The 22,562-nt window shown below is 60.6% G+C and carries 18 protein-coding genes; 9 read left to right on the top strand and 9 right to left on the bottom strand.

The features are described from left to right. Nucleotides 1–470: 470 nt before the first annotated feature. A complete protein-coding gene (locus CH278_RS06025) occupies nucleotides 471–2,075 on the bottom strand; it encodes a polysaccharide biosynthesis tyrosine autokinase (protein WP_094621427.1) in 1,605 nt (534 codons plus the stop codon). A gap of 783 nt (nucleotides 2,076–2,858) precedes the next feature. Here CH278_RS06025 and CH278_RS06020 point away from each other — a divergent pair. Continuing rightward, nucleotides 2,859–3,995 (top strand): glycosyltransferase, encoded by a 1,137-nt coding sequence (locus CH278_RS06020; RefSeq protein ID WP_094621426.1) that lies wholly within the window; start codon nucleotides 2,859–2,861, stop codon nucleotides 3,993–3,995. Here the strand turns inward: CH278_RS06020 and CH278_RS06015 are convergent. Together CH278_RS06015 and CH278_RS06010 are read right to left on the bottom strand one after the other, a co-directional pair. Further along, on the bottom strand, nucleotides 3,923–4,903 hold the full coding sequence (locus CH278_RS06015) for a glycosyltransferase family 2 protein (RefSeq protein WP_032389742.1): 981 nt from the start codon (nucleotides 4,901–4,903) through the stop codon (nucleotides 3,923–3,925). The genes CH278_RS06020 and CH278_RS06015 overlap by 73 nt on opposite strands. Beyond that, on the bottom strand, nucleotides 4,900–5,604 hold the full coding sequence (locus CH278_RS06010; RefSeq protein WP_032389830.1) for an acyltransferase: 705 nt from the start codon (nucleotides 5,602–5,604) through the stop codon (nucleotides 4,900–4,902). The genes CH278_RS06015 and CH278_RS06010 overlap by 4 nt, the downstream gene beginning before the upstream one ends. 324 nt (nucleotides 5,605–5,928) lie before the next feature. Here CH278_RS06010 and CH278_RS06005 point away from each other — a divergent pair, with 324 nt between their 5' ends. The 8 genes from CH278_RS06005 to CH278_RS05970 all read left to right on the top strand — a co-directional run bounded on the left by CH278_RS06005 (nucleotide 5,929) and on the right by CH278_RS05970 (nucleotide 16,132). Next, complete coding sequence (locus CH278_RS06005) at nucleotides 5,929–8,070, top strand: acyltransferase family protein (RefSeq protein ID WP_179274462.1); 2,142 nt, start codon at nucleotides 5,929–5,931, stop codon at nucleotides 8,068–8,070. 66 nt (nucleotides 8,071–8,136) lie between these two features. After that, entirely contained in the window at nucleotides 8,137–9,000 is an 864-nt protein-coding gene (locus CH278_RS06000; RefSeq protein ID WP_094621424.1) for a TylF/MycF/NovP-related O-methyltransferase, read from the top strand. A gap of 56 nt (nucleotides 9,001–9,056) precedes the next feature. After that, the gene (locus CH278_RS05995; RefSeq protein ID WP_179274461.1) at nucleotides 9,057–10,457 is read left to right on the top strand and encodes a polysaccharide biosynthesis tyrosine autokinase; all 1,401 of its coding nucleotides are present in this window, start codon (nucleotides 9,057–9,059) and stop codon (nucleotides 10,455–10,457) included. 55 nt (nucleotides 10,458–10,512) lie between these two features. Continuing rightward, entirely contained in the window at nucleotides 10,513–11,844 is a 1,332-nt protein-coding gene (locus tag CH278_RS05990; RefSeq protein WP_179274460.1) for an O-antigen ligase family protein, read from the top strand. Then, the gene (locus CH278_RS05985; protein ID WP_094621422.1) at nucleotides 11,841–13,106 is read left to right on the top strand and encodes a glycosyltransferase family 4 protein; all 1,266 of its coding nucleotides are present in this window, start codon (nucleotides 11,841–11,843) and stop codon (nucleotides 13,104–13,106) included. Before CH278_RS05990 ends, CH278_RS05985 begins: the two co-directional genes overlap by 4 nt. Then, nucleotides 13,103–14,335, top strand: a complete 1,233-nt coding sequence (locus CH278_RS05980; protein ID WP_094621421.1) for a hypothetical protein — start codon at nucleotides 13,103–13,105, stop codon at nucleotides 14,333–14,335. Before CH278_RS05985 ends, CH278_RS05980 begins: the two co-directional genes overlap by 4 nt. Beyond that, the gene (locus CH278_RS05975; protein ID WP_094621420.1) at nucleotides 14,332–15,426 is read left to right on the top strand and encodes a glycosyltransferase family 4 protein; all 1,095 of its coding nucleotides are present in this window, start codon (nucleotides 14,332–14,334) and stop codon (nucleotides 15,424–15,426) included. The genes CH278_RS05980 and CH278_RS05975 overlap by 4 nt, the downstream gene beginning before the upstream one ends. Before the next feature lie 22 nt (nucleotides 15,427–15,448). After that, the gene (locus tag CH278_RS05970; RefSeq protein WP_094621419.1) at nucleotides 15,449–16,132 is read left to right on the top strand and encodes an SGNH/GDSL hydrolase family protein; all 684 of its coding nucleotides are present in this window, start codon (nucleotides 15,449–15,451) and stop codon (nucleotides 16,130–16,132) included. 750 nt (nucleotides 16,133–16,882) lie between these two features. Here the strand turns inward: CH278_RS05970 and CH278_RS05965 are convergent. The 6 genes from CH278_RS05965 to CH278_RS05945 all read right to left on the bottom strand — a co-directional run bounded on the left by CH278_RS05965 (nucleotide 16,883) and on the right by CH278_RS05945 (nucleotide 22,530). Continuing rightward, nucleotides 16,883–17,473 carry a dTDP-4-dehydrorhamnose 3,5-epimerase family protein gene (locus CH278_RS05965; RefSeq protein WP_094621418.1) on the bottom strand — a complete coding sequence of 197 codons (591 nt, stop codon included), beginning with the start codon at nucleotides 17,471–17,473 and terminating at the stop codon, nucleotides 16,883–16,885. After that, nucleotides 17,470–18,342, bottom strand: a complete 873-nt coding sequence (gene rfbA / locus CH278_RS05960; RefSeq protein WP_094621417.1) for a glucose-1-phosphate thymidylyltransferase RfbA — start codon at nucleotides 18,340–18,342, stop codon at nucleotides 17,470–17,472. The genes CH278_RS05965 and rfbA overlap by 4 nt, the downstream gene beginning before the upstream one ends. Before the next feature lie 152 nt (nucleotides 18,343–18,494). Then, nucleotides 18,495–19,397, bottom strand: a complete 903-nt coding sequence (locus tag CH278_RS05955; RefSeq protein ID WP_094621416.1) for a glycosyltransferase family 2 protein — start codon at nucleotides 19,395–19,397, stop codon at nucleotides 18,495–18,497. Further along, the gene (locus CH278_RS27190; RefSeq protein ID WP_143536218.1) at nucleotides 19,381–20,493 is read right to left on the bottom strand and encodes a hypothetical protein; all 1,113 of its coding nucleotides are present in this window, start codon (nucleotides 20,491–20,493) and stop codon (nucleotides 19,381–19,383) included. The genes CH278_RS05955 and CH278_RS27190 overlap by 17 nt, the downstream gene beginning before the upstream one ends. A 145-nt stretch (nucleotides 20,494–20,638) precedes the next feature. After that, nucleotides 20,639–21,262, bottom strand: a complete 624-nt coding sequence (locus CH278_RS05950) for a CatB-related O-acetyltransferase (protein ID WP_094621415.1) — start codon at nucleotides 21,260–21,262, stop codon at nucleotides 20,639–20,641. Then, a complete protein-coding gene (locus tag CH278_RS05945) occupies nucleotides 21,259–22,530 on the bottom strand; it encodes a hypothetical protein (protein ID WP_143536217.1) in 1,272 nt (423 codons plus the stop codon). Before CH278_RS05945 ends, CH278_RS05950 begins: the two co-directional genes overlap by 4 nt. Nucleotides 22,531–22,562: the final 32 nt, after the last annotated feature.

Here is a 22,562-nt window from a genome sequence, read left to right as displayed (position 1 = left end):
CAGGACTCGCGTCCGGATCAAGCGGGGTTGTCGGGTCGCCCGCGGCGTTGTAACCGCCGTGCGTCCAGAAGTGATCACCTAGCGGTCGTGGGAAATACTCGGCCATGGGTCTCGATCGAACCCGTCGGCATATCCCAAGTGTTCGTCGAGGGCACCATCGCAACGGACGCATGACACCAAGCGTCGAAAAGCGTCGTGAAAGAACAATTTCACTAGACAGAGGGCAAGCCGCTTCGGCTATTACACTCAGCGTTCACAAACCCGAAGCGAAGCGCATCGAATCCAGCATCAACAACAAGCTGACCGGCAGTTGTTCAAGTTCTGTTTACGGTCGCCATCCCGCACAGGTATCGAACGTGACGACGCCAGTGCTATTAGCGACCGTGGGCGTTGCAGGAGTCGCCCTCGGCAAGAACTGCCGACCGACGCGAAACTCAGGGCGATCGTGACAAGCTGCGACCACCTCACGACTACTTACCGAATCGCGGGTTGCCCATACCGTTTCTCGACGGGTCGGTGGACACCTCGGGACGGCGTGCCCGTGCGTACGGTGCCGCGCTGGCGGCCGTGCGTGCAGTCTCAGTCGGTGCAGGTTGCGCCGATCCGGCGTATGTCGACGGGGACTGCGTCGAAGTGGGTACGGCGGCCGGCGTCGGATGCTGGACCGGGCCTTGAGGTGCCGGTGCGGGCACCGGGGGCACTACCTGACGCGGCAGGTTTGTGTCTGCAGTGTAGTTGTACGAGTAGCTGTACATGTCCCCCTTCTTCGACGGGGTCAACGCCAGCACAACGCCGAGAACATGTGCACCGATGGTCTCGAGGTTGCTGATGGCTCGCGCGAGTTCGTTGGACTTCGTGTGTCCGTAACGCGTGACGAGCAGGGCACCGTCAGCATGGGTGGTGAGGACGGCCGAGTCGGTCACCGGAAGCAACGGGGCACCGTCGACGATCACGTAGTCGAACCTCGAACGCAGTTCGACCAACAGAGCACGCGAGGCCTCGGAGCCCAACAACTCGGACGGGTTGGGCGGAATGGGACCGGACGCCATGGCCTGTAGGCCTTCGTACTTGGTCGGCTGCAGCACCTCCTCGACCGTTGCCTGGCCGGCGAGAACGGTACTCATTCCGACCGAGCCGATCAGACCCATGTACTTCGAGACCCGCGGCCGACGCAGATCGCCCTCCACGAGAGCCACGTGGTGGCCCGCTTCGGCAAGGGCCACAGCGAGATTCACTGCGGTGGTCGTTTTGCCTTCACTGGGAATCGCACTCGTGACGACGATGACTCGTGGTGGATGGTCGACCTCAAGGAACTGCAAGTTGGTGCGCAGCTCACGGAACGCCTCGGCGCTAGCCGATTGAGTGAGGTCCTGAAAGTCGACGGCCGGATGCGCCTTACGTTCTTTGTCGAACGGAATAGTGCCGACGAGCGCCTTACCGGAGATTACTTCGATCTCGCGACGACCCTTGATGGTGTTGTCGAGCCGGTCGCGCAGAACCGCCAACGCGATGCCGAGCAACAAACCCACCGCCGCACCGAGGGCGAGGTTGCGCTTGGTCTTCGGGCTTACCGGAGAGGAAGACGCATCCGCCTGCTGGAAGGTCTTGACGCCGGCCGATGGACTCCCGCCGTCTGCGGGTGTCTCCAACTCCTCAACCTGTGTGGTCAACTCGGACGCCAACGCATTGGCGATGTCGCGAGCAGTCGCAGGGGACGCGTCTGTGACGGTGATATCGAACAAAACTGTGTCGGGAGTCGACGATGCCTTCACCTTCGCCGCCAATTGCGATGGAGTGAGGTTGAGCGGCAGAACAGCAAGAACCCGGGCAGCTAGCGCCTCACTGGTCACCAGTTCGGAGTACGAGGCAACGCGTTGCTGCGAGAACAGGTTGCCTTGGTATGCCTCGTTGACCGAGGTTCCTCCAGATGTGGAGACGAACATTCTTGCGCTCGACTCGTACAGCGGCGTCGTCAGCAGGGACGCACCCAAGGCGCCAAGGATCGCTACGACCACGGTTACGGCGATGATGATCCACCTCGCCTTCAGGATTTTCAGATAATCCTGTATCTCCATGCTTCGAGCTCCTCGTCCGTTCGTACAACCCCGCAACGGGCTACTGTGTGGCTCAATCGTTACATAAGTATTCGATCGCCGTGCACCGGATCAGTATCGCCCCTGGAGCCAGTCACTCATTCGTTTGATTCACGAGATCTACTCGGCGAATTCCCTGTTGTGACGTGTCACGACAATCCGCGTCCCCAATTTCAACTTCAGAAATCACGAACGGACAAGGATTGCCGGTAGCGTTCGACCCAGCTAGAGCAGGAACCATAAAAAGCTTCGCCACCCCGGCCCAAGTCAGGGTGATTCTCGACACTCGAGTCCATGCATCCCTCTCGTTGGAGCTGCGAGGCAGCCCGGACCCCGGCGAGCCCAGCGTTTCTGCTCCGGCAACCCCCGCTTTGCCATGGCCACGGCCGCTCGCCTCTCTCCGCAACCGCCAGAGCGCGACGCCAGGCCCCGTAGACCACGGCGCTACTGCGCGAACAGCTAGGGCGGATGTCCTTCACCTTCCGGAAACCCCGGCACGCTGGAACAAACCGCGGGTCCCTCGAAAGAACCACAAAGAAACTTCCGGGCTCGCAAAACTGCCCACTAGACAGAATTGATTCTGTTAAGAGTATCTTTCAAAACCGACACCGAGTTCGCGAAATCGGTTTGTGCACGCAATGTTTCGTTTTCACACGTTGGACGGACAAAAGCGTTGCCGCGTGTATAACATCCCTTTCAAATTGCTATGTCGAATGTCAGGGAATCGACGAGCGCACTGGTATGTCGACGCTCAGTGGGAGCACTATGACTCGTACGGTCGCCATCATCGGCACACGGGGATACCCGAGTTTCTACGGCGGTTTCGAAACCTTGGTCCGACATCTGGCCCCCTACCTGGCCGATCACGGCTGGAACGTGGTTGTGTACGGCCGTGAAAAGGCGTTGAGCACCAACCCGATCGACATGGATTCTCGTGTGCGTTCCGTGGTGACCCCTGGCGTCGACAGCAAGTCGGCCAGCACCATCACGTACGGGGCCACGTCGTCGATCCATGCGGTGGCGACGAAACCCGATGCGGCACTGGTAATGAACGTGGCAAACGGCTTCTGGTTGCCGTTGCTTCGGCTTCGCAAAATCCCCACGTTGGTCAATGTCGACGGAATCGAGTGGGAACGGGAGAAGTGGGGACGCATAGCCAAGGCGATCTTCGCCATCGGCGGCCGTGCGACAGCGCGGTACGCGACCACTCTCATCTACGACTCCCGAGCGCTGGGTGTTCGATGGGAGGAACTCTCCGGCCGGGTTGGTGTATTCATTCCGTACGGCGGCGATCCTCGAACCGGAGACGATCCACCCGATGGGCTCGCGCGCCGGAAGTACATTCTGATGGTGGCTCGCTTTGTTCCCGAGAACACCATCGGGCCGTTCTTGGACGCGATCGAAACACTCTGCGAGCGTTGGCAAGTGGTGATCGTCGGTTCGTCAGGGTACGGCGGTGCCCTGGAGGAGCGGGTGGCCGACATAGCCGCCCGAGAGACCAACGTGCGGTGGTACGGGCACCTCAGTGACGACGACATGCTGTTCTCATTATGGGAGAACGCCGGTGCGTACTTCCACGGGCACAGCGTGGGAGGAACGAACCCTGCGTTGGTTCAAGCCATGGCCTGCGGTGCGCCGGTGGTCGCACGCGACACCGTCTACAACCGTGAGGTTCTCGGCGACGGAGCGGTGTTCGTCGACCCGGATCCGCGGTGCATCAGCGCCGGACTCGAAACCGTGCTGGACGACAGCGAACTACAACAGGAGTTGAGCACAGAATCGATCCGCCGTGCTCACGACCACTACACCTGGGAACGAGTCTGTGCCGATTACGACCGTGCGCTGCGCGACCACCTGTCGTCGGCGGACGCCGTCAGTGCCCGGAACACCGCGTTTGAGTGACGAGTGAAATCTCCGGCTGCGCCATGTAATTCGGCCGATCGATGCAACAGAGACTGCAACAGGAAGACGACGGCCCGGAACCGTAGACCACATCCCACCACGAGCGCCCACACGATTCGCTGCAGGCGCGACTCGGCAAGGTCTGCGCGGTAGAACTCGTAAAGATTGAGCACCCAGGCGGAGTTGGTGCCTGCCTCCGGCGCACCGTTGCTGCTGCCCACCAGATGTTGCGCATGTGCGAGCGGCTGGATCAACACCACGCCCCCTGCGCGGCCTACGCGCCAGCAGAATTCGATGTCCTCGGCGTACATGAACCACCGCTCGGTCAATCCGCCGACTCGCCACCACGTTTCGGAATCGACCATCAGACAGGCACCGGTTACCCAGTCGGTGGAGACCACGCCCTCCCCGACGTCCGAGGGCAGCAAATAGTGCCCCTGCAACCGCGTCCGGCCCCGCGAGAGCCGGGAGATCCCGAAATAGTGACTGGCCATCGCCCAGATCGTGGGCATCCGGCCGGCTGCCATCACGCGCACGCCGCCGGTATGGATGACGGGCGCGACGATCCCGCCGTGTGTCGATGGCACCGTCCTGGCCAGAACCAGTACGTCCGCGGCGGCGATGACGGCATCGGGATTGAGCAGCATGATGTTCCGGCCGGTGGCTGCTTCCGCAGCTCTGTTGACACCCTTGGCGAATCCGAGGTTGCGCGCGCCCGCGATCACGCGCACGGCCGGCCAATTCCGCTCGATCAGTAGCACCGTCTCATCCGTCGAGGCGTTGTCGTACACGATGATTTCCATCTCGCCGTCCCGTCCGTGCCCCGCTTCGAGCGCATCGAGGCATGCAGAGACGACGTGGGCGCTGTTGTAGGTGACGATCAGAACCGAGACCTCGGGTCGAGTCATGTGGCGGTGTGCTCGCGGGCCTTGATCAAACGGGCCGGCACGCCTCCTACGATTGTGTAAGGCGCAACGTCTTTGGTGACCACCGAACCGGAGCCGACGATAGCGCCTTCGCCGATAGTGACCCCGCGGGTGATCACGCAGCCCGCCCCGATCCACGTGTCCGCTCCGATGACCGTCGGGCTCCGGAGGTAACCCTGCCTGTTCATGGGCACCGACATGTCGGCGAAACGGTGATCCTCACTGAAGATCGACACATGGGGCCCGATCATGGCGTTGTCCCCGATCGTGATCCCGCCCTGACCCCAGATCACGTTGTACATCCCCACCGCGACACCCTCGCCGATCACGACGCCGACACCGGGTTCCGAGATAACACCCGATCCGTTGATCGACGACCCACGACCCACAGTGGTCCTGTCGCCGAACGTGATTCCATGTGCCGAGTGCGCGTCGATGGCCACGCCGTCGCCGAACACCACGGCGGTGCCCACGCGCAGTTTGGCTGCGTTGCGCACCTTCACGCCGCGGCCCCGAAAGTGCAGTGCCGGTCCCCTCAAATAGGGCAGGCCCAGCAGTTGCCCCCGGAGCGCCTGACCGACTCGATCGACCACGAAGGTCAACAAGGCCGTAGAAGGAATGTCGTCGGGCATTCGCCTCCGACGCAGCTTCCAGTAGATGGTGTCGATCAACGCGTGCAGCATCTTGCACTCCTTAGAACGCAATTCGGTGCGCTCACGGTAACCGTCCACGCCAGGATCGGCACCCCGTTCGGACGCTATGAGCTTGGCGAACTAGTCTGTCGCACAACATGAACCAGATGGGCATCATCAGTCGACGGCAAGAAACAACCAACATGAAGGTTAGCGGGCCATTCGCCGGACCACCCTGAACGCATTCCGCCTTCTAACCGCCGTTCGGATCGTTGACGGTTTCTGTGTTCGCTTACCAAAGCTCCGAATCCGGCTAGTATTCGCTTCACCGACCGGGGTTTTCCGGAAGTCACGCACATGCCTCGAGGACTGCAGATGTCACTGCACGAAAGGAAAGCCGGCCAACCGCCGGCTGTTTCGACGCCACCGAGTATTCCCGGCAAGTCCAACGACTTCGGATTTCTGCTCGATATTCAGGGTTTGCGGATGATCGCCGTGACGTTCGCGATTTTGCATCACGTCGTTCGTTGGCCCGAAGGCGGATACGTCGGCGTGGACATGTTCTTCGTCATTTCCGGGTTCCTCATCACGAGCCTGCTACTGCGAGAGGGAATGCGTTACGGCCGGGTGTCCATAGCGAACTTCTATCGCAGACGTGCCCGCCGGATCCTGCCCCTTGCACTGCTGGTCCTGGGCGCAACTCTGACCGCGTCGTACGTGCTGATTGTCACCAGCAGGTTCGAGGCAATCGTAGTCGATACGTGGTGGTCGGCTGCGTTCATGATGAACTGGCATTTGATCTCGATCGGGACGGACTACTTTCAGACGGCATTGCCGCACTCTCCGTTGCAGCACTACTGGTCTCTTGCCGTCGAGGAACAGTTCTACGTGGTGTGGCCTCTACTCATGGTCGGCCTGCTCTTCATCGCTACGAGATGGCGAAAGAACCTGCCGCTGCGGCCGTTCGTCGGCGGATTCGCTGTGGTCGCGATTGCGGTGTCGTTCCTCTGGGCCATGGACGAGAGCGTCGCCAGCCCCACCGCGGCCTACTTCTCCACCTTCAGCCGGGTGTGGCAACTGGCAGCCGGGGCATTGCTGGCATCCATTGCGCCGATCTTCCACCGGATGCCCGTGTGGCTCCGGTCCGCCATGGCGGTCACCGGCCTAGTCGGAATCTTCTATTCCGAGTTCACCTTCGAGGTCACGTACACCATCCCTGCGCCCTACGGCGTCGTCCCCGTGGTGGCCACGTGTCTGGTGATCGCAGCGGGTATCGGATCCACCGGCCTGGCGGTGACGAAACCGCTTCGGCTACGACCCGTGGTGTACATCGGTGCCATCTCGTACTCTTTGTATCTGTGGCACTGGCCGCTTGTCGTGCTTCTCCTCACCGTCATGAATGTGGGCGTCACGTACTACGTCACCGTCATCGTGTGCACCGTTCTGCTGTCCGTGGCGTCCTACCACCTGGTGGAGAAAGCCGTACTCGACTCGGACTTCCTGGCTCCCCGATCGAGACGCCCCGGGCACCGCTCCGTTGCGAGCGACAGTCACGACGGTCAACGCGTGTTCGTAGCCGCGCTGGGGGCAGTCATGGTCTTTCTCCTGGTCGCCCTGTTCAATCAGCCGTCCGTCGTGCTACCCGCGAGCGGGCCCGCCCCGGTTCTCGCCGCAGCATCCGTCGAGGAGGACCGCGACCCCCTCGAGGCCGCCATCGTGGAGTCGCTCGGTGCCACGTCCTTTCCGGTCACAACTCCCCCGCTCGACGACGTCGAGAGCGGTAAGCCGGTCGAGATGAGCCCGGAGACCGGGTGCTTGGATCCCCCGGAACTGAGCCTCGATGTGTGCAATTACGGACCTCCCGACGCGCCTCGTTCTGCGATCGTAGTCGGCGACTCCTTCTCGGCTTCCTGGCTGCCCGCCATCGTCGGAGCGTTGATCCCCAACGGCTTTCGGGTGCACGGCATGGGACTCAACAACTGCCCGTTCGTCGCCTCCGACGTGACCATCGGCGTGGACGAGCAGTCCACCGATCGATGCAACTCCAGCCGCGACGAGATGGTCGATCAGATCAACACCGCCCGGCCCAGCATGGTGGTGATGGTGGATATGGAATACGGGATCCAGGCCATGGTGGACAACAAGGGCTCGGTGCAGGCGTGGACGGCCGCGCGCACCGCGATCATCGAGCGGATCGCGCCCAGCGATGCCGCCGTCGTGATCCTCACCCCGAACCCACTCGGCAAGGCCGCCACGGAATGCGCGGGCAGGCTGGCCGTTCCATCCAATTGCGTCAGCACCATTTCCGAGAACTGGCTGACCAAACGCAGCGCCGACGAGGCAGCCGCACAACAAACGGGAGCCACGTTGATCGACACTCGTTCCTGGTTCTGCTATCGCAACACGTGCCCATTGGTCGTATCCGGCATAGTAATCAGCTGGGATACCGGTCACATCACCCGACAATACGGCGAATACCTGATTCCCAGAATGCAAGAAGCTTTGCTACCGACCTGAATTGTCCCGCCACGAATATCGTTCTTGCACCCGACGACTCACGTAATGCGTTGCTATGGTTTGCCAATGACGACGGAAGTCACCGATATCGACTCGGTCAGAGGTCTTTATCTGAACACGGTCAAACGCGCTTTGACGGGCGCTCTGGCGGAAGACAACGATTCGGTGCTGGGCGGCGTTCGGTGGCAGGGAAATCCATCGCTACCAAAACGATTGGCGAGCTACTTCGCCCATGCGGCCGGCCGATTCGGTGTCGAGATTGCGATCAAGAAACCGTACGACGAGCGCGAGCGAGAATCCGGCCTCGACTGGCCCTCCCGGGCGGAGTCCATGATCGGTCTGCGCCGGATGACCAACATCGAGGAGTGCGTCGCAACGATCGTCTCGGATGGGGTCCCCGGCGATCTGATCGAAACCGGCGTATGGCGGGGCGGCGCATCGATTTTCATGAAGGCGAACTTGGTCGCATGGGGTGACCGGAGTCGGACCGTATGGGTTGCGGATTCGTTCGAGGGACTCCCGCCCCCAGACGCCACCCGGTATCCCGCTGACGCTGGCGATCGCAACCATCAACTCGGCGGCCTCGCGGTGGGCCCCCGCACGGTGCAGCACAACTTCGAGCGATACGGCCTTCTGGACGAGCGAGTGCAATTTCTCGTGGGGTGGTTCAAGGACACGCTTCCGACCGCACCGATCGATGCGCTGGCGCTGATGCGACTCGACGGCGACATGTACGAGTCGACGATTCAAGCTCTGGAGTCGTTGTACCCCAAGCTCTCACCGGGCGGGTTCTGCATCGTGGACGACTACGGAAGTCATTCCTCTCAGGCCGGACAAGCTGTCCGGGACTACCGCCGGGCTCACTCGATTCAGGACGAGATCATCGACATCGACGGTTCCGGCGCATTCTGGCGACGCACCGTTCCCTGACCGCTCGGCGCGCAACACCGAAGTTCGAGGGTCTGCAATTCGAGGGAGAGATGCGAATGACGGTTCGCCGGTACGCTGCCGCGTTGCGCGCGAGGTGGCTCGTCATCGTGGCCACGACCATCGTCGGCACACTCATCGCTGTCGTGTTCTCGCTCGTGTCCACGCCGATGTATCAATCGACCACGCAATTCTTCGTCACGACGACGGCGGTGTCGTCCAGCGACGTGTACCAGAACAACTTGGCGTCGCAGCAGCGAGTCGTCTCCTACACCGAGTTGCTCACCGGCCGGGAGTTGGCCCGTCGTGTCGTCGACCAGCTCGGGCTGCCCATGAGTCCGGACGAACTGACCGACCGCATCACCGCCACGGCCAAACCCAATTCGGTTCTACTCGACGCGTCCGTTGTCGATTCGTCTCCGGCTCAGGCCCGCGACATCGCCAACGCCATCGGCGAGCTGTTCCCCACGCTGGTGGGCGAACTGGAGAAGCCTGTCGACGGGGGTACGGCCAGCGCTGCGGTGACCGTGGCCGAGACCGCGGAGGCATCGACCACGCCGGTCTCGCCCAAAAAGGTCCGCAACGTTGCACTCGGATTCGTCCTCGGACTTCTGGTCGGCATCGCGGGCGCACTGGTTCGCGACAGGATGGACAACACCGTCAAGGAACCCGACGAACTCCAGGCGCTGACCGACAGCGTGCTCATCGGGTCAATCCCGTTGGACAAGAAGATCCGTGACACCCCTCCCATCGACTTCGGTTCGTCCACCGCGCCCATCGCCGAGGCGTTCCGTCAACTGCGGATGAACCTCAAATTCCTTTCGGTCGACAATCCGCCCCGCATCCTGCTGGTCACCAGTTGCATTGCGGGCGAGGGCAAATCGACCACTGCCGTCAACCTTGCCCTCTCGCTCGCGGAATCCGGCAACCGGGTCGTCCTCGTCGATGCCGACCTGCGACGGCCACACATTGCCGACTACCTCGGCATCGTCGGCTCGGTCGGTGTCAGCTCCGTGCTCGCACACGACGCCGGTCTCGACGAGGTGGTGCAGACCACCGGCCACACCGATCTGTGGGCATTGGGTTCGGGCCCGGCCCCGCCCAATCCGAGCGAACTGCTGGGAAGCTCCACCGCGCAATCACTTCTGCGCGATCTGGGGCGGGCCTTCGACTACGTGGTGGTGGATTCGCCTCCCCTGTTGCCGGTCACCGACGCCGCCACTCTCGCCACGCAATGCGACGGCACCATCCTGGTCACGCGGTACGGATACACCCGCCGCGAGGAATTGACGCGCGCTGCGGCCAACCTCGAGAACGTGGGTGCCTCGTTGCTCGGTGTGGTCATGTCGATGGTCCCGGCAACGGGACGCGGACGAGATCAGTACGGCTACGACTTCGAGCCTGGTCGAGTGCCGACACCGCCGACGCAATCGGCACCCGTGCGCACCAACCGGCACTGACCCGATGTTCCTCACCGGGCGAGTAGGCCGCAAAGCAGGCCCATCCTCTGCAGAAATGACAGGACTCGTCTGCGCTGCCTCCGTCGTCGTGTACCTGGCGCTGGCCGTTCCCACGATCGCCTCGATCGCGCTGGCTGCGGCGATTGCTGTTGTCCTCGCTGTCGGATCCTTGAGAAGCATGGAATGGGCATGGTGCGTCTTCTTCTTCGCGTTGTGCTCCAACGGTGTTCAGGTGACGGTCGCAGGGCTGAGTATTCGTCCGGAATACTTCGCAACACCGTTGTTCCTGCTCGCCCTGCACGCCCATGTACGGCGGAACCCGTCCGCGAACGTCGGCAACTCACTCGGTCCGGGTCTCGTCCTCGGCGGGGTCGGGCTCATCGCAGTCGGACTCGCGTCGAGCATGGTCTTCGCTCTCGACCCCGGAGCGAGCCTGCGCATGGCCATCCAGCTGCTCGTCGCGCTCGTCGCGGTGGTTCCACTGGTCACCTCGGCCCTCGACCTGAGGTTCATCGTCCGTTCCGGCACAACCATTCTCGGGTTCATCTGCGTCGTGAGCATCGCTGCCTTCGTACTCGATCCGAGTACCCGCATCGACGGCCTGGCCTTCGAGTACAACATCATGGGCTGCTTGTGCTTCGGATGGCTGGGCATCGTCTACTACTTCGCCGGTACACCGGCCGTGACGAAAAGCATTCTGGTGATGACTATTCCGATCACCATCGCACTGATACTGACGTCCACCAGATCGGCCTGGATTGCCCTTGCGCTCCTCGCCGTCTGCGTCTTGTTCCGTTGCGTCAAGCGTTATCCCATAGCCGTAGTCTCGGCGGTGGCCGCGTTCACCCTCGTCGCCTTCTACCTGCAGGACGTGTATTACCGCGTGGGGGACGAGGACACGTTTCTGTGGCGCGTGGTCCACGTGATCGACACACAGAGCGGGACCGGTGCCTACCGCGTCCAACTGTGGAACAACGCGATCGATCAAATTGCCGCACGCGGCTGGGGCGCGTCGTCGTTCGGAACCGGACTGAACACGTTCTCGCAGTTCAACCCCGTCGACCCGACCAATATCGGCCCCGCGTATCTCAGCTCGATGTGGCTGTCACTTCTGTACGACGTGGGCTTCGTGGGCTCGGCCTTCTTCGCCGTCTTCGCCGTCGCACTGTTCCTGGCCGCCCGAGACAAAGCGCACGCCCTTCCCCTGTTTCTGGGATTGGCGATCTGCACATCCGTGACCAGCGTGATTTGGTTTGCATTCCCCTGGGTCTTCCTCGCATTGACGGCGACCACACCGATTCGGAACGCAGAGACGCATGCCCGGACGCCGGCGTCCCAAGGATCGCCCCGACGGCGCAGACGGCACCGCCTCGCGGGGACGCGATGACCTTCACGGCGTCCGATGGTCGACCGCGTGCAATCGTGTTGTCCTCGTTCACGGTTCACCCGGACATGCCCAGCGAACCGGGGATCGGCTGGCAGTTCTTGATCGCCACCCTCGAGCACGCTCGAACCGTTGATGCAACGGTGGTTCTGTTGACGATGCGCCGTTCTGCCCAAGCCTGCGCCGGGCGGGTTCCGGCCGAGCTCGAGCAGCACCTCGAGATCGTCACCGTCGAGATTCCGCTGGCACCGCCGTTCTTCCGATGGCACTATCCTCGGTTCACCCGGCTCGAGCACGAACTATGGGTTCGACTGGCTGTCAGACACATTCGCGTGATCGAGCGGAGACAATCGGTGGTCTACGCGCATCACGTGACGTTCGCATCGGAGATTCTCTCGACACCGATCACCAGAATGTCACCGAACACCTACAAGGTCTGGGGTCCGGTCGGGGCGGGCGGCGTCGCCGCGGTCTTCGCCATTTCGCCCACCTCGCCCGCATCACGTCGACAGAGGATTCTGCAGACGGTTCGGGACCGTGTGGCATCGATTCCGGCGACGCGCATCGCGCGGCAATGCGATCTCGTACTCGCGCAGAACGGAGCGATGGAAGCGACTGTCGGACACATCGATACCCAGTTCCGGCGGTTTCCCAATGTCGTGGTTGATCTTCCCACCGCACGGCCGTCTCGGGCCGACCACGACGGAATCGAGATCCTCGTGGTCGGGCACCTCATCACGCGCAAGCGGCAAGAACTGGCGATCGAGGCGTTGGCGTCGACCATGCTGCAGAACGCCCACCTGCACATCGTGGGCTTCGACAGTACGAGCCACGGCGCGTACCTGCGCAGAAGGGCAGAGATTCTGGGCGTGCACGATCGAGTGACCTTCCACGGATCCCTGGACCGCGCAGCGGTATTGGACATGATGGTCCATTCGGATGTGCTGATGCATCCCTCGGGTCGGGAAGGTGCGAGCGGCGTGGTGGGCGAGGCGGCCTCGTGCGGACTCCCGGTGGTGTGCTTCGAGCGAACCGGTGCCAGCTCGGTGCTCGAGGATTCGGGAACGTCCGGGGTCGTGCTCGCTGCCGACCCGACGACCACCCGGGACATGCTGGCGGAAGCCGTAGTCCGCGCGTCGACCATGCCACGCATCAGCACGACGCAGTGGACCAAGCAGCGGTTCGTCGACCTCGCCGCGCAGCTCTACGCCGAGGGACTGGCATTCAGCACAGTGATGTCGGGCCGGGTAGGTCGGCCACGATGACCGCGAGCCCCTCGGTGGAGAACTCGGCCGTCACCCGAGCCGGCATTCTGGTCCGCACTCTCGACCAAGGCTTGTGGTCACTCGGCTTCTTCGTCTTCAACGTCACGGCCGGTGTGTCGCTGACGGTCGGCGAATTCGCTTCGCTGTCGGTCGGTGCCGCACTGGGCTTCATCGCCGTCGGGACCTCACGAGCGTGGGGGATCTACGCCCCCATCGTCGACGCAGCACGAATTGGCATCCGCCCCGAGGAATCCATCAACCGATGGTCGAGTTGGCGCGGAACCCTTGTCTTCGCGACCGTCGTCGGTGTTGCTTCGTTCGCGTGGATAAGCCACGGCGGCGAATGGGGCTACGCCGCCGCAGTGGGGGCCTTGGCTGCGACGATGGTGATCTCCGATCTCCCGCGTCAGGTCCTCATCATCCGTGGCAGCTACTCGCGTGCGGCACTGTTGGCGGGGCTCTACGCCGTCGGCGCGCTCCTGGCCGCGGGAACGATCGCACTCGGTGTCGACAGCACAGCGCTGTTGCCGATCTGGTTCTGCACGCTGCTGATCGTGCTCGCGGCCGGGCTCGTCTTCTGCGGCACAGCCACCTCCACCAGTAAGTCCGATTCGCACTTCTCCATCGCGTGGCGGATCACCGCAGAGGCCGTCTACCTGGGATTCGGAAGCCAGATCGCCACAATGCTGCTATATCTGATTCAGGACGACACTGCCACTGCCGGGATCCGGTTCGCCTATTCACTGGTGTTCGCGCCGGCGTTCGTGATCATCCAGAGCATCCAGCCGTTGATCTTCAAACAGTTCGCCACACTCAGCGCGCAGGGCACCCGTGCAGTACTCGCGGTCTCGGTGCGCTGGAACTTCGCGGTGGCCCTCGGCCTCGGCGCGTGTGGGGTGGTGGGTTACACGGCGCTTTCGACGGTGTTCTCCGACATCGGTCCCGCCGCCGCGCTGCCGTACGTGGTTCCAGTGGGAATGGCGATCCTGTCTGCGCAGACCTTCGAGGTGGCACTGATGGCCACCCGATTCTTCGTCGGCCCTGTATTCACACATCGAGCCCGACTGGCGTCGGTGCTCGTCGACGTAGGTAGCCAAACGATCGGCGTATTCGTCGGCGGTGCCGCAGGTTTGGTGTGGACGTTGATCGTCCTGAGCGGGCTACGCATCGCGGTGTCGGTGGCGATGCTCGTCGTACTGCCCCGACGCGACAGAACGGAGACGACATGAGGGTCCTGTTCGACGGGTACTACTGGTTCGACGGTCCACCCGCCGGCATCGTCATCACACACGAGAAGATCGCGGCGTGGCGACGCGAGTTTCCGGGCGATGTGCTGACCGTCGCGCTGCGGCGCAGTCCCACACCGGCGGAGGCGGCAGACTTGGAACGGCAAGGTGTGCGATGGATCCGCACATACCTGCCGACGCAGCCGCTGAAGAACATGGTGGAGCTGTCGCTTCGAGTTCGCCTCGGCCCGTACGACATGGCGTGGGGATCGAACTATTCTCCGCTGCTCGGTAAGTCGGCCGTCTTCGTGCACGATGCGTTGTTCCAGTCCAACCCGGAGTGGTTCACCACAATCGAGCGCATCTACCTCTCTCCCATCATGATCGCCGCACGCGCGGCGAGTGTGCTGTTCGTCAGCAGTCGAACCGAGGCGGCCCGCATCGTTGAGCACAACCCACGCCTGGTGCCTTCCGCAGTGACCGGCTTCGGCATCTCTCACGCTTTGCTCGACGCGCATCCGCAATCACCTCCCGCACTCGACCTCCGCCCCGGCTCCTTCATGTTGTCCGTCGGTCGGTTGAATACGCGGAAGAATCTGGCAACAACACTCTCCGCAGCCGTACGTTCGGGTGCAATCTCACCCAACCGCCCGTTCGTGGTCGTGGGTCCGGCCAACGGAAAGGCCGACCAGCTCGAGCAGGAGGTACTCGCTGCAATCGACGACGGCTCCATTCGCTACACCGGTTTCGTAGAGACCGAGCAGCTGGCATGGCTGTATCGCAACGCCGCACTGTTCGTATACCTCTCGCTGAACGAGGGCTACGGTCTGCCTCCACTCGAGGCGCTACGCCTCGGGGCACCGGTGTTGGTGAGCGACCGCCCCATCTTTCGAGAATTGCTCGGTGAGTCGGTGCGGTACTGCGATCCCACCGACATGGACGCGGTAGCGCAAGCCATGACAATGAGCCTATCCAGCGGTCCGCGCCCACTGCCGTCCGGTTTCGAGTTTCCATCGTGGGAGCACATGGTCCACACGATGCGGGTCGCGATGACCCATCCGAAGGACGTGTCCCGCCGGCGGTCGATCTCGTGACGCGGCGGCAAGTGCGGGCATCATGACGGCGCGCAGGACGGTGCTCATCTCTATCGCTGTCTCGGTGTTGGTCGTGGCGTTCAGCGGAATCGTGGGATGGCAGATCGGGTCGCGGTCGGAGGCTCCCCAGGCAGCAACACCCCCACCTGTGTCCATTCCGGATTCCGTGCGCGTGGTCGCATTTCTGGGTGACTCGTACAGCAAGGGCATCGGTGCGTCCTCGAATGGACAGCGCTGGACGACGCTCGTGTCGGCGGCGATGGGGTGGTCGGAGCTCAACCTCGCTGAGGGCGGCTCCGGGTACACCACGAGCTATCTCGGGCAGAAGACCGACTACGGAATCAAGCTGGATGTGGTTGCCGCGGCCCAGCCGGACGTCGTCGTCGTGTCCGGTGGCCGCAACGATTACGAGGCCGGTACCGCGAGCGTCACCGGCACCGTTGCATCATCGCTGTTCGCGGCCATCAAGGCTGCGGCACCGAACACGGAACTTATAGTCACCAGACCGATCTGGGATTCGACCGAACCTCCGACGGACTTCGCAACCCTGATCGACGGGGTGAAGGCCGCAAGCGCAGAGGCGCGATATCTCGATATCGGTGAGCCACTGTCGGGTCATCCGGACATGATCGACCCCGACGGCCTACATCCGAACAACGCGGGTCACCGAGCCATCGCGAGCGCGGTCGTAAATGCTCTGGCGTGAGACTTGCCGACTCAATTGGGCGGGTCAAAGCCCAGGGCTGACGACACCACCCGTAGTAGAGCAAACCTTCCGACAGAACACTCGCGATCGCCAGTTCCCTCCAGCAGCGACGTGGTAACAACAGCAGCGAGAACCTGATCACCACTTTCTTGACCGTGCCCCCGACGCGCCGTCCGCCAGCGAAGCAAACACGCAGTACCAACCAGAGCCCACCGCATGGATACGCGGTCGGGTGGCCCCGCGCGAGTCCGATATACCGACCCGCATCAGATCCGGCGGGGCGGAACCTAAACGTCTTCAGAGGTACCGGTACGGGGCGGAATGAGGCGTACGCCGATCACAGTTGCAGCCGTTGTGAATCACAGCAGAAACATCTAATTCTTTCGATTTTCGTACCTCATTACCCAGATCGTGCGGCACCAGCCCCATACAGGACTTGACATCGACCAGCGGCTGAATCCGCAACGCCAATCATCTGGCGAACGAACGGTTCCTGAACTCCACGTACACCGACCCGCGTTGAGCGTCGCGATGAATTCCAACCGTCTCTAAAAGGCAAACCATCGATCGCGCTGAAGCAACTGCAAGGACAAGATTGGACGTGTACAGAAAAACAAAATATACCGGAGCTCAACAGGAGTTGATTGGAGCCAACTAGTTATCACCCTTCAATATGCACTCTTAGAGCAAGCTCCGGCTTACGCACTATGCCGGACACCACCAAACCCGCGCGAGTCTGTTGTTAAGCAATCACCGACGGATAACGATGGGCAGGTTTCCCGCTTCGAGGGCTTCGGTGAGGGTGGGGGCGGCTTTGTCTTTGGCGGAGAGCTCGTAGGTCAGGGGCGATCCGTCGCGGCCGGTGGTGGGCCAGTCGATGCCCAGGGCGGGGTCGAGGGGGTTGATGTCGCGGTCCAGTGCCGGGGTGTATTCGAGGCCGCACAGGTACATGACGGTGGAGTTGTCTTCCAACGACAAGATGGCGTGCCCGAGGCCTTCGGCGAGGAACACCGCTTTCCGGTCGATGTCGTCGATCAGCACGCTGTCCCATTGCCCGAACGTCGGGGAGCCGACGCGCAGGTCGACGATGACGTCGAGGAACGCTCCGCGGGCGCAGGTGACGTATTTCGCTTGCCCGGGTGGGTTGGTGGTGAAGTGGATCCCGCGCAGCACTCCGGCGGCGGAGACCGAGCAGTTCGCCTGCTTCAGATCCAGGGCTCGCCCGGTGGTTTCCTCGAACAGGCTCGCTTTGAACCATTCGAAGAACACGCCGCGGTCGTCACCGAACTGGCGTGGGGTGTATTCGTAGGCGCCGGATATTGTCAGTTCACGAAAGGTCATCTGTTTCCTCGGTCGATCAGATCGAGCAGGTAGCGGCCGTAGCCGGATTTGACGAGTGTCTCGGCGCGGGCGCGGAGTTCGTCGTCGGTGATGAATCCTCGTCGCCAGGCGACTTCTTCGGGGGACCCGATCTTGAGTCCTTGGCGTTGTTCGATGGTGCGCACGTAGTTGGAGGCGTCGAGGAGGGAGTCGAAGGTGCCGGTGTCGAGCCAGGCGGTGCCGCGGGGGAGGACTTCGACCTGTAGGCGGCCGGCGTCGAGGTAGTGGCGGTTGACGTCGGTGATCTCGTATTCCCCGCGGGCGGAGGGGGCGAGGTCGCGGGCGATGGCGATGACGTCGTTGTCGTAGAAGTACAGGCCGGGGACGGCGTAGTTCGATTTCGGGGCGGTGGGTTTTTCTTCCAACGAGATGGCTTTTCGGTTGTCGTCGAATTCGATGACGCCGTAGGCGGTGGGGTCGGAGACCTCGTAGGCGAAGACGGCTCCGCCGTCGATGGTGTCGAAGCGTGAGAGTTGGGTGCCCAGGCCGGGGCCGTAGAAGATGTTGTCGCCGAGCACCAGGGCTGCACTGTCGGTGCCGATGTGCTCGGCTCCCAGGACGAAGGCTTGGGCGAGGCCGTTGGGTTCGTGTTGGACCTTGTAGGTCAAGGAGATGCCGAATTGGGAGCCGTCGCCGAGCAGGCGTGCGAACTGGTCGGCGTCCTGGGGTGTGGTGATGATGAGGATCTCGCGGATGCCGGCGAGGATCAGGGTCGAGAGGGGGTAGTAGATCATCGGTTTGTCGTAGACCGGGACCAGCTGTTTGCTCACTCCCATCGTGATCGGATGAAGCCGTGAGCCCGTGCCGCCCGCCAGAATGATTCCCCGCATGAGCCCGAAGTCTCCCACTTTACTTGACTAGATAACTGGCATTTGAAGATCAGCAACTACTAGAAAATCAGCCGAAAGGCCGCGTGGGCAACATGCTCCACGACACCAAAAACAACTGGGCATACCCAGACTAGTGCGGTAACTAAATGAGACTACGGGCGATAAGCAGGCGTTTCGGCCCTCAGACCCCAGCGCCATATTTGCCCGAGGCGCGCCAACCGGGCACGCCGGTTTGATGAAGATGCACCACCGGCAACCGCGCCGACCAGAGTAATGGTTGCCAGCTCTATACGCTGCAGCAAACTCACCAACCGACCCCGGTGGTATGACGTTATTCGTATGGCCGCATCAGCGCGCGCCCGCTCCACCAAGGTGCCATATTCCTTCTGGGAAGAAGCTGCGATGTGTTCCACTTCGACGCGACGAGCCACAAATAGAGAGATACTTTTGCGCGCGGCCCTTCGCGATAAATCAGCATCCTCTCCATAGAGGAAGAATCGAGGATCGAAGGGGCCGAGTTCATGCAGTATGCTCTTCCTGGCAAAAAGTGCACCCCCACATACTTTATCCACCGGAATGAGGTCTGACTGCATCTCCGCCAACCTGTCAGAAAACCTCCGTCGATTTAGCATTCGCGCAACAGAGAAGTCCCACTGCATGTAAGCGTCCGACTGGACCCGGCCATCTTTTTGCAGCCAACCACCGATAATCCCCCTCCCCACGGATTCCGACGCGTCAACCAGCAACCGCAGCCCATTCGGTTTAATTGCAGCGTCAGGATTGAGCATCAGAACAAAATCAGCATCCGACATGGAAACTCCATAATTGACCGCACGCCCAAAACCCACGTTCTCGTCCATCCTAAACACAACTAGACCAGAACAATCCATGACTTCACTGACCGGCAGAACGCTTGCGTTGTCAACAAGTATCACGTTTCCCTGCATTTCCGACGCCGCGTACGAATCGACTACGGAAGCAATGCAACCTTGGAGCAGTTGGAGGTCCGAGTTGAAACACACAATAATCACATCTACTCTACGGATTTTCAACACACTTGGCCTCCTTGTTCTCGGTGCAAACCTTGCCCATTAGACCGACGCCGAAACCGAACAGCAACAGTACCGGCCGGATGTATAGCGCATCGTAAAAAACACCCGACATCAGCACCGATAAAACAATAATCGCGCCCGCACGATTCAGTTGGGAACCAGATTTAACCGCTACTCGAATCGCGACAACGAGAAGAATTCCTAAGGCGATAACCAAAACAACGCCAAAGTCCCACAAGATACTCAGATATAGATTGTCGACTGTAGTGAATCCTCTAAATCCCAGCCCGCTACTCAGAGTTTCTAGTAGATTTCGTGCGCCATACCCAAAAAGCTGACAGACACCTTGGCAATTCTCGTTCCATTCGTCAAATACAAGCCCTGCATAATTGCGATTGTCCAATGATGCAGAGCCAGCCAGCGACGCGAAACTGAACACCCGCTGACCAGATATGGCAGACCAGGTGAACGAACCAACTAATAAAACTAGAGCCCCGATCAAAGGAAAGCCCCACGACGCACCGACACCTATTTTTGCGACACCCGACCGAGTACGAATGTAATGACCCCCCAACAGGATGAGTGCCAGCGCTGCAGAACAGATTACTGCAGAACGCGTACCAGAGGTGTAGACCGACGCCGCAGCCGCAACAACAATAACTAGTCGGGTAGCGACAGAATACCGCCTCGCACCAGACGTCAACACTAACGCTCCCGCAGCCAGACCAACTGCAACCATACTGGCCGGGACTGGCTGTCCGACAATACCTCTAGCGCGGAATATATCTTGCGAGAAGGCCACGTAATTGACCTGCCCAAATAGTTGACCGAAGACGTGCTGTTTCATCGCATATTCGACAACCATGCTGACCGAGAGGACGGCCGACGCAGATGTCAAAATCGCCAACGGACGCTTTGCTGATATAGCAACAGCGGCCCCCACCATAATAGGTGCTAACAGCGTCACAAAACCAACCAAGTTGAGTCTTATTAGCTGATTGAGGCACAGCACTAGGCAGAATACGCCAATTACGGGACGTACCAGCCTAGTATCTTCACGCAACAAAAGCCGTAGCGCGACAATAGCACCAACGGCCAAACTGCCCAACGAAAGGTATAGCCAAGTTTGACTGACTCGAACAAAGTCCACCGGAACCAGAGCGGCGACTGCTGCGCAAAGGACCATCACTAAAGGTATCGAACGCCCTTCACTCTCGACCCGAGACTTGTTTACAAAAGACGACCTAATCTCCAATCGGATCGCCCTCCTCGGCCTGACATATAAACCTCATTGCTTCAGCAAGATCGGTCGAGCACAACTGCGATACGCGCTCAGTAACTTTAGCTTCGCTCCAGTTCCACCACTGCAACCGCGTAAGCCAGTCCACGGCGGCGTCGTCAAATCTCATCCGAATGGTCTTAGCGGGATTTCCTCCCACTATCGAGTAGGCCGCCACGTTTGACACGACAGTACTTCCAGCCGCAACAACAGCGCCATTTCCAATCTCTACGCCCGACACGATTGTGACACCAAAACCAATCCATACGTCGTTCCCGATCCGGATGTCGCCCTTACTGGAGGGATATCCATCTCTACCTGCGCCTTCTAGCTTCAGCTTATCTCGGAGAGGAAACGTCGTAATCCTATCTGTGGGATGATTGCCTCCCAGCAAAATGTTGACGTTAGCAGCAATCGAACAGTACTTACCGATGTACAGACACGTTTCGTGGTCATTGCTATATAAATGAACGGTCGGTACACCATATGTGTGCTCGCCAACGAAAACACGGCGGGCACCAATCAACTTCCGAAACTCTCGCTTGCGGAACCGCGCAGGATCCACGATGCGTATAAGACGGTCCATCATACAAACACCTCTCTCAAAAGTTTGTTGGAAATAGCAGCAAACCACGCCGACATGGCCGTCATCGCAATGGCCCAAACAACGATCTGAGAAATACCGCTTCCTGACACAATTCCAATACCATACGATAACAATACAAGCAATGCGAGTGGGACAATATATCGCAACTCAAAATCAGGCCTGCCGACTCCTGACATAATATTCACAGGGGCGATAGTCATGCAGTTCGCACCATGAGCTAGAGCTACTAAAGCTACAATTAATAGAGACGGAGCAACGTCTAGCATAAGCTTCTGCGCCAAGAAAGCGACGACTGAAGCACCGATAAGTAGCGGGATCATAGCAATTGTCACTAGCTTTTGAACACGCATCAACAGCAGTCGAGCGTCGACCGCATTCCGCAACCTACTTGAGTCCGCGACCAGACCGGCAGCCAACGCGATGAGAATAATTTTCGGGATCATAATGAATCTGGTCGCTACGTCGTACCTGGCAAGAAGTGTGGCGTCGCCTACGAGTCCGAGGCTCCACCTGTCCAACTGAGTGATAAAGAGACCGAGCATCGCGACGACGATCCGCGTTCTCATGAATAGTATTATCATGTTTTTAACGGAAATTGACTTAGCGCGGTCAAGTCTTGGATCATTTCGACAACGCAGGCCTTCCGCAACTATGCCTACCGAAAACTGTGCGAATCCCGCGGCAACAGTGCCTATCCCGAGCGACATGATGCCCAAGTCATACTCCAACGCTGCAATGGTTGAAACCAACTGAATAGAACCGCCAAGAAAAAGGACGGCGGTTCGCCGCAGAAAGTGGGATCGACCCAAAGCCGCAGCCCCGTAAACCACACCGATGCTACGGAGTACGCCTCCAACGGAGACAAGTAATATTAGATGAATTGCAGTCGAGTTATCGGCTTGGAGGTCGGCGGCCGCGGAGTAAGCCGGCCACACGGCGATTGCTATAGCACCTAAAGCGATCGGTGGTGCCGCCGACAATCCACATAGGGTAACGGCCGTGCGAAAGTCAAGATCTCTCGATCCTGCGAGCTTCGTGGCTAGAGTAGGTGTGCCAAAATCAAATACGATAAAGATCGTAGACAACGTCGCCGCGAGCGCCCAAACAGCATAGTCGTCGACGCTCAGGTAAGCAGAACCAATAATCGGGACGAATGCAACAAAGGCACTTGCTGCGATGGCGGGCAAACCGCCTTTTAACAAACGGCCAACTAACGCCCGTCGGGACGACTCCGGGCTGATCGGATCCACTATGCCTTACGCCCCCCTCTTGTGAAAATTGG

The organism is Rhodococcus sp. 05-2254-5 (genome assembly GCF_002258575.1).
Taxonomy (GTDB): Bacteria; Actinomycetota; Actinomycetes; order Mycobacteriales; family Mycobacteriaceae; genus Rhodococcoides; species Rhodococcoides fascians.
Note: the sequence above shows the minus strand (reverse complement) of the source record. Positions and strands in the feature narration are given on the sequence as shown.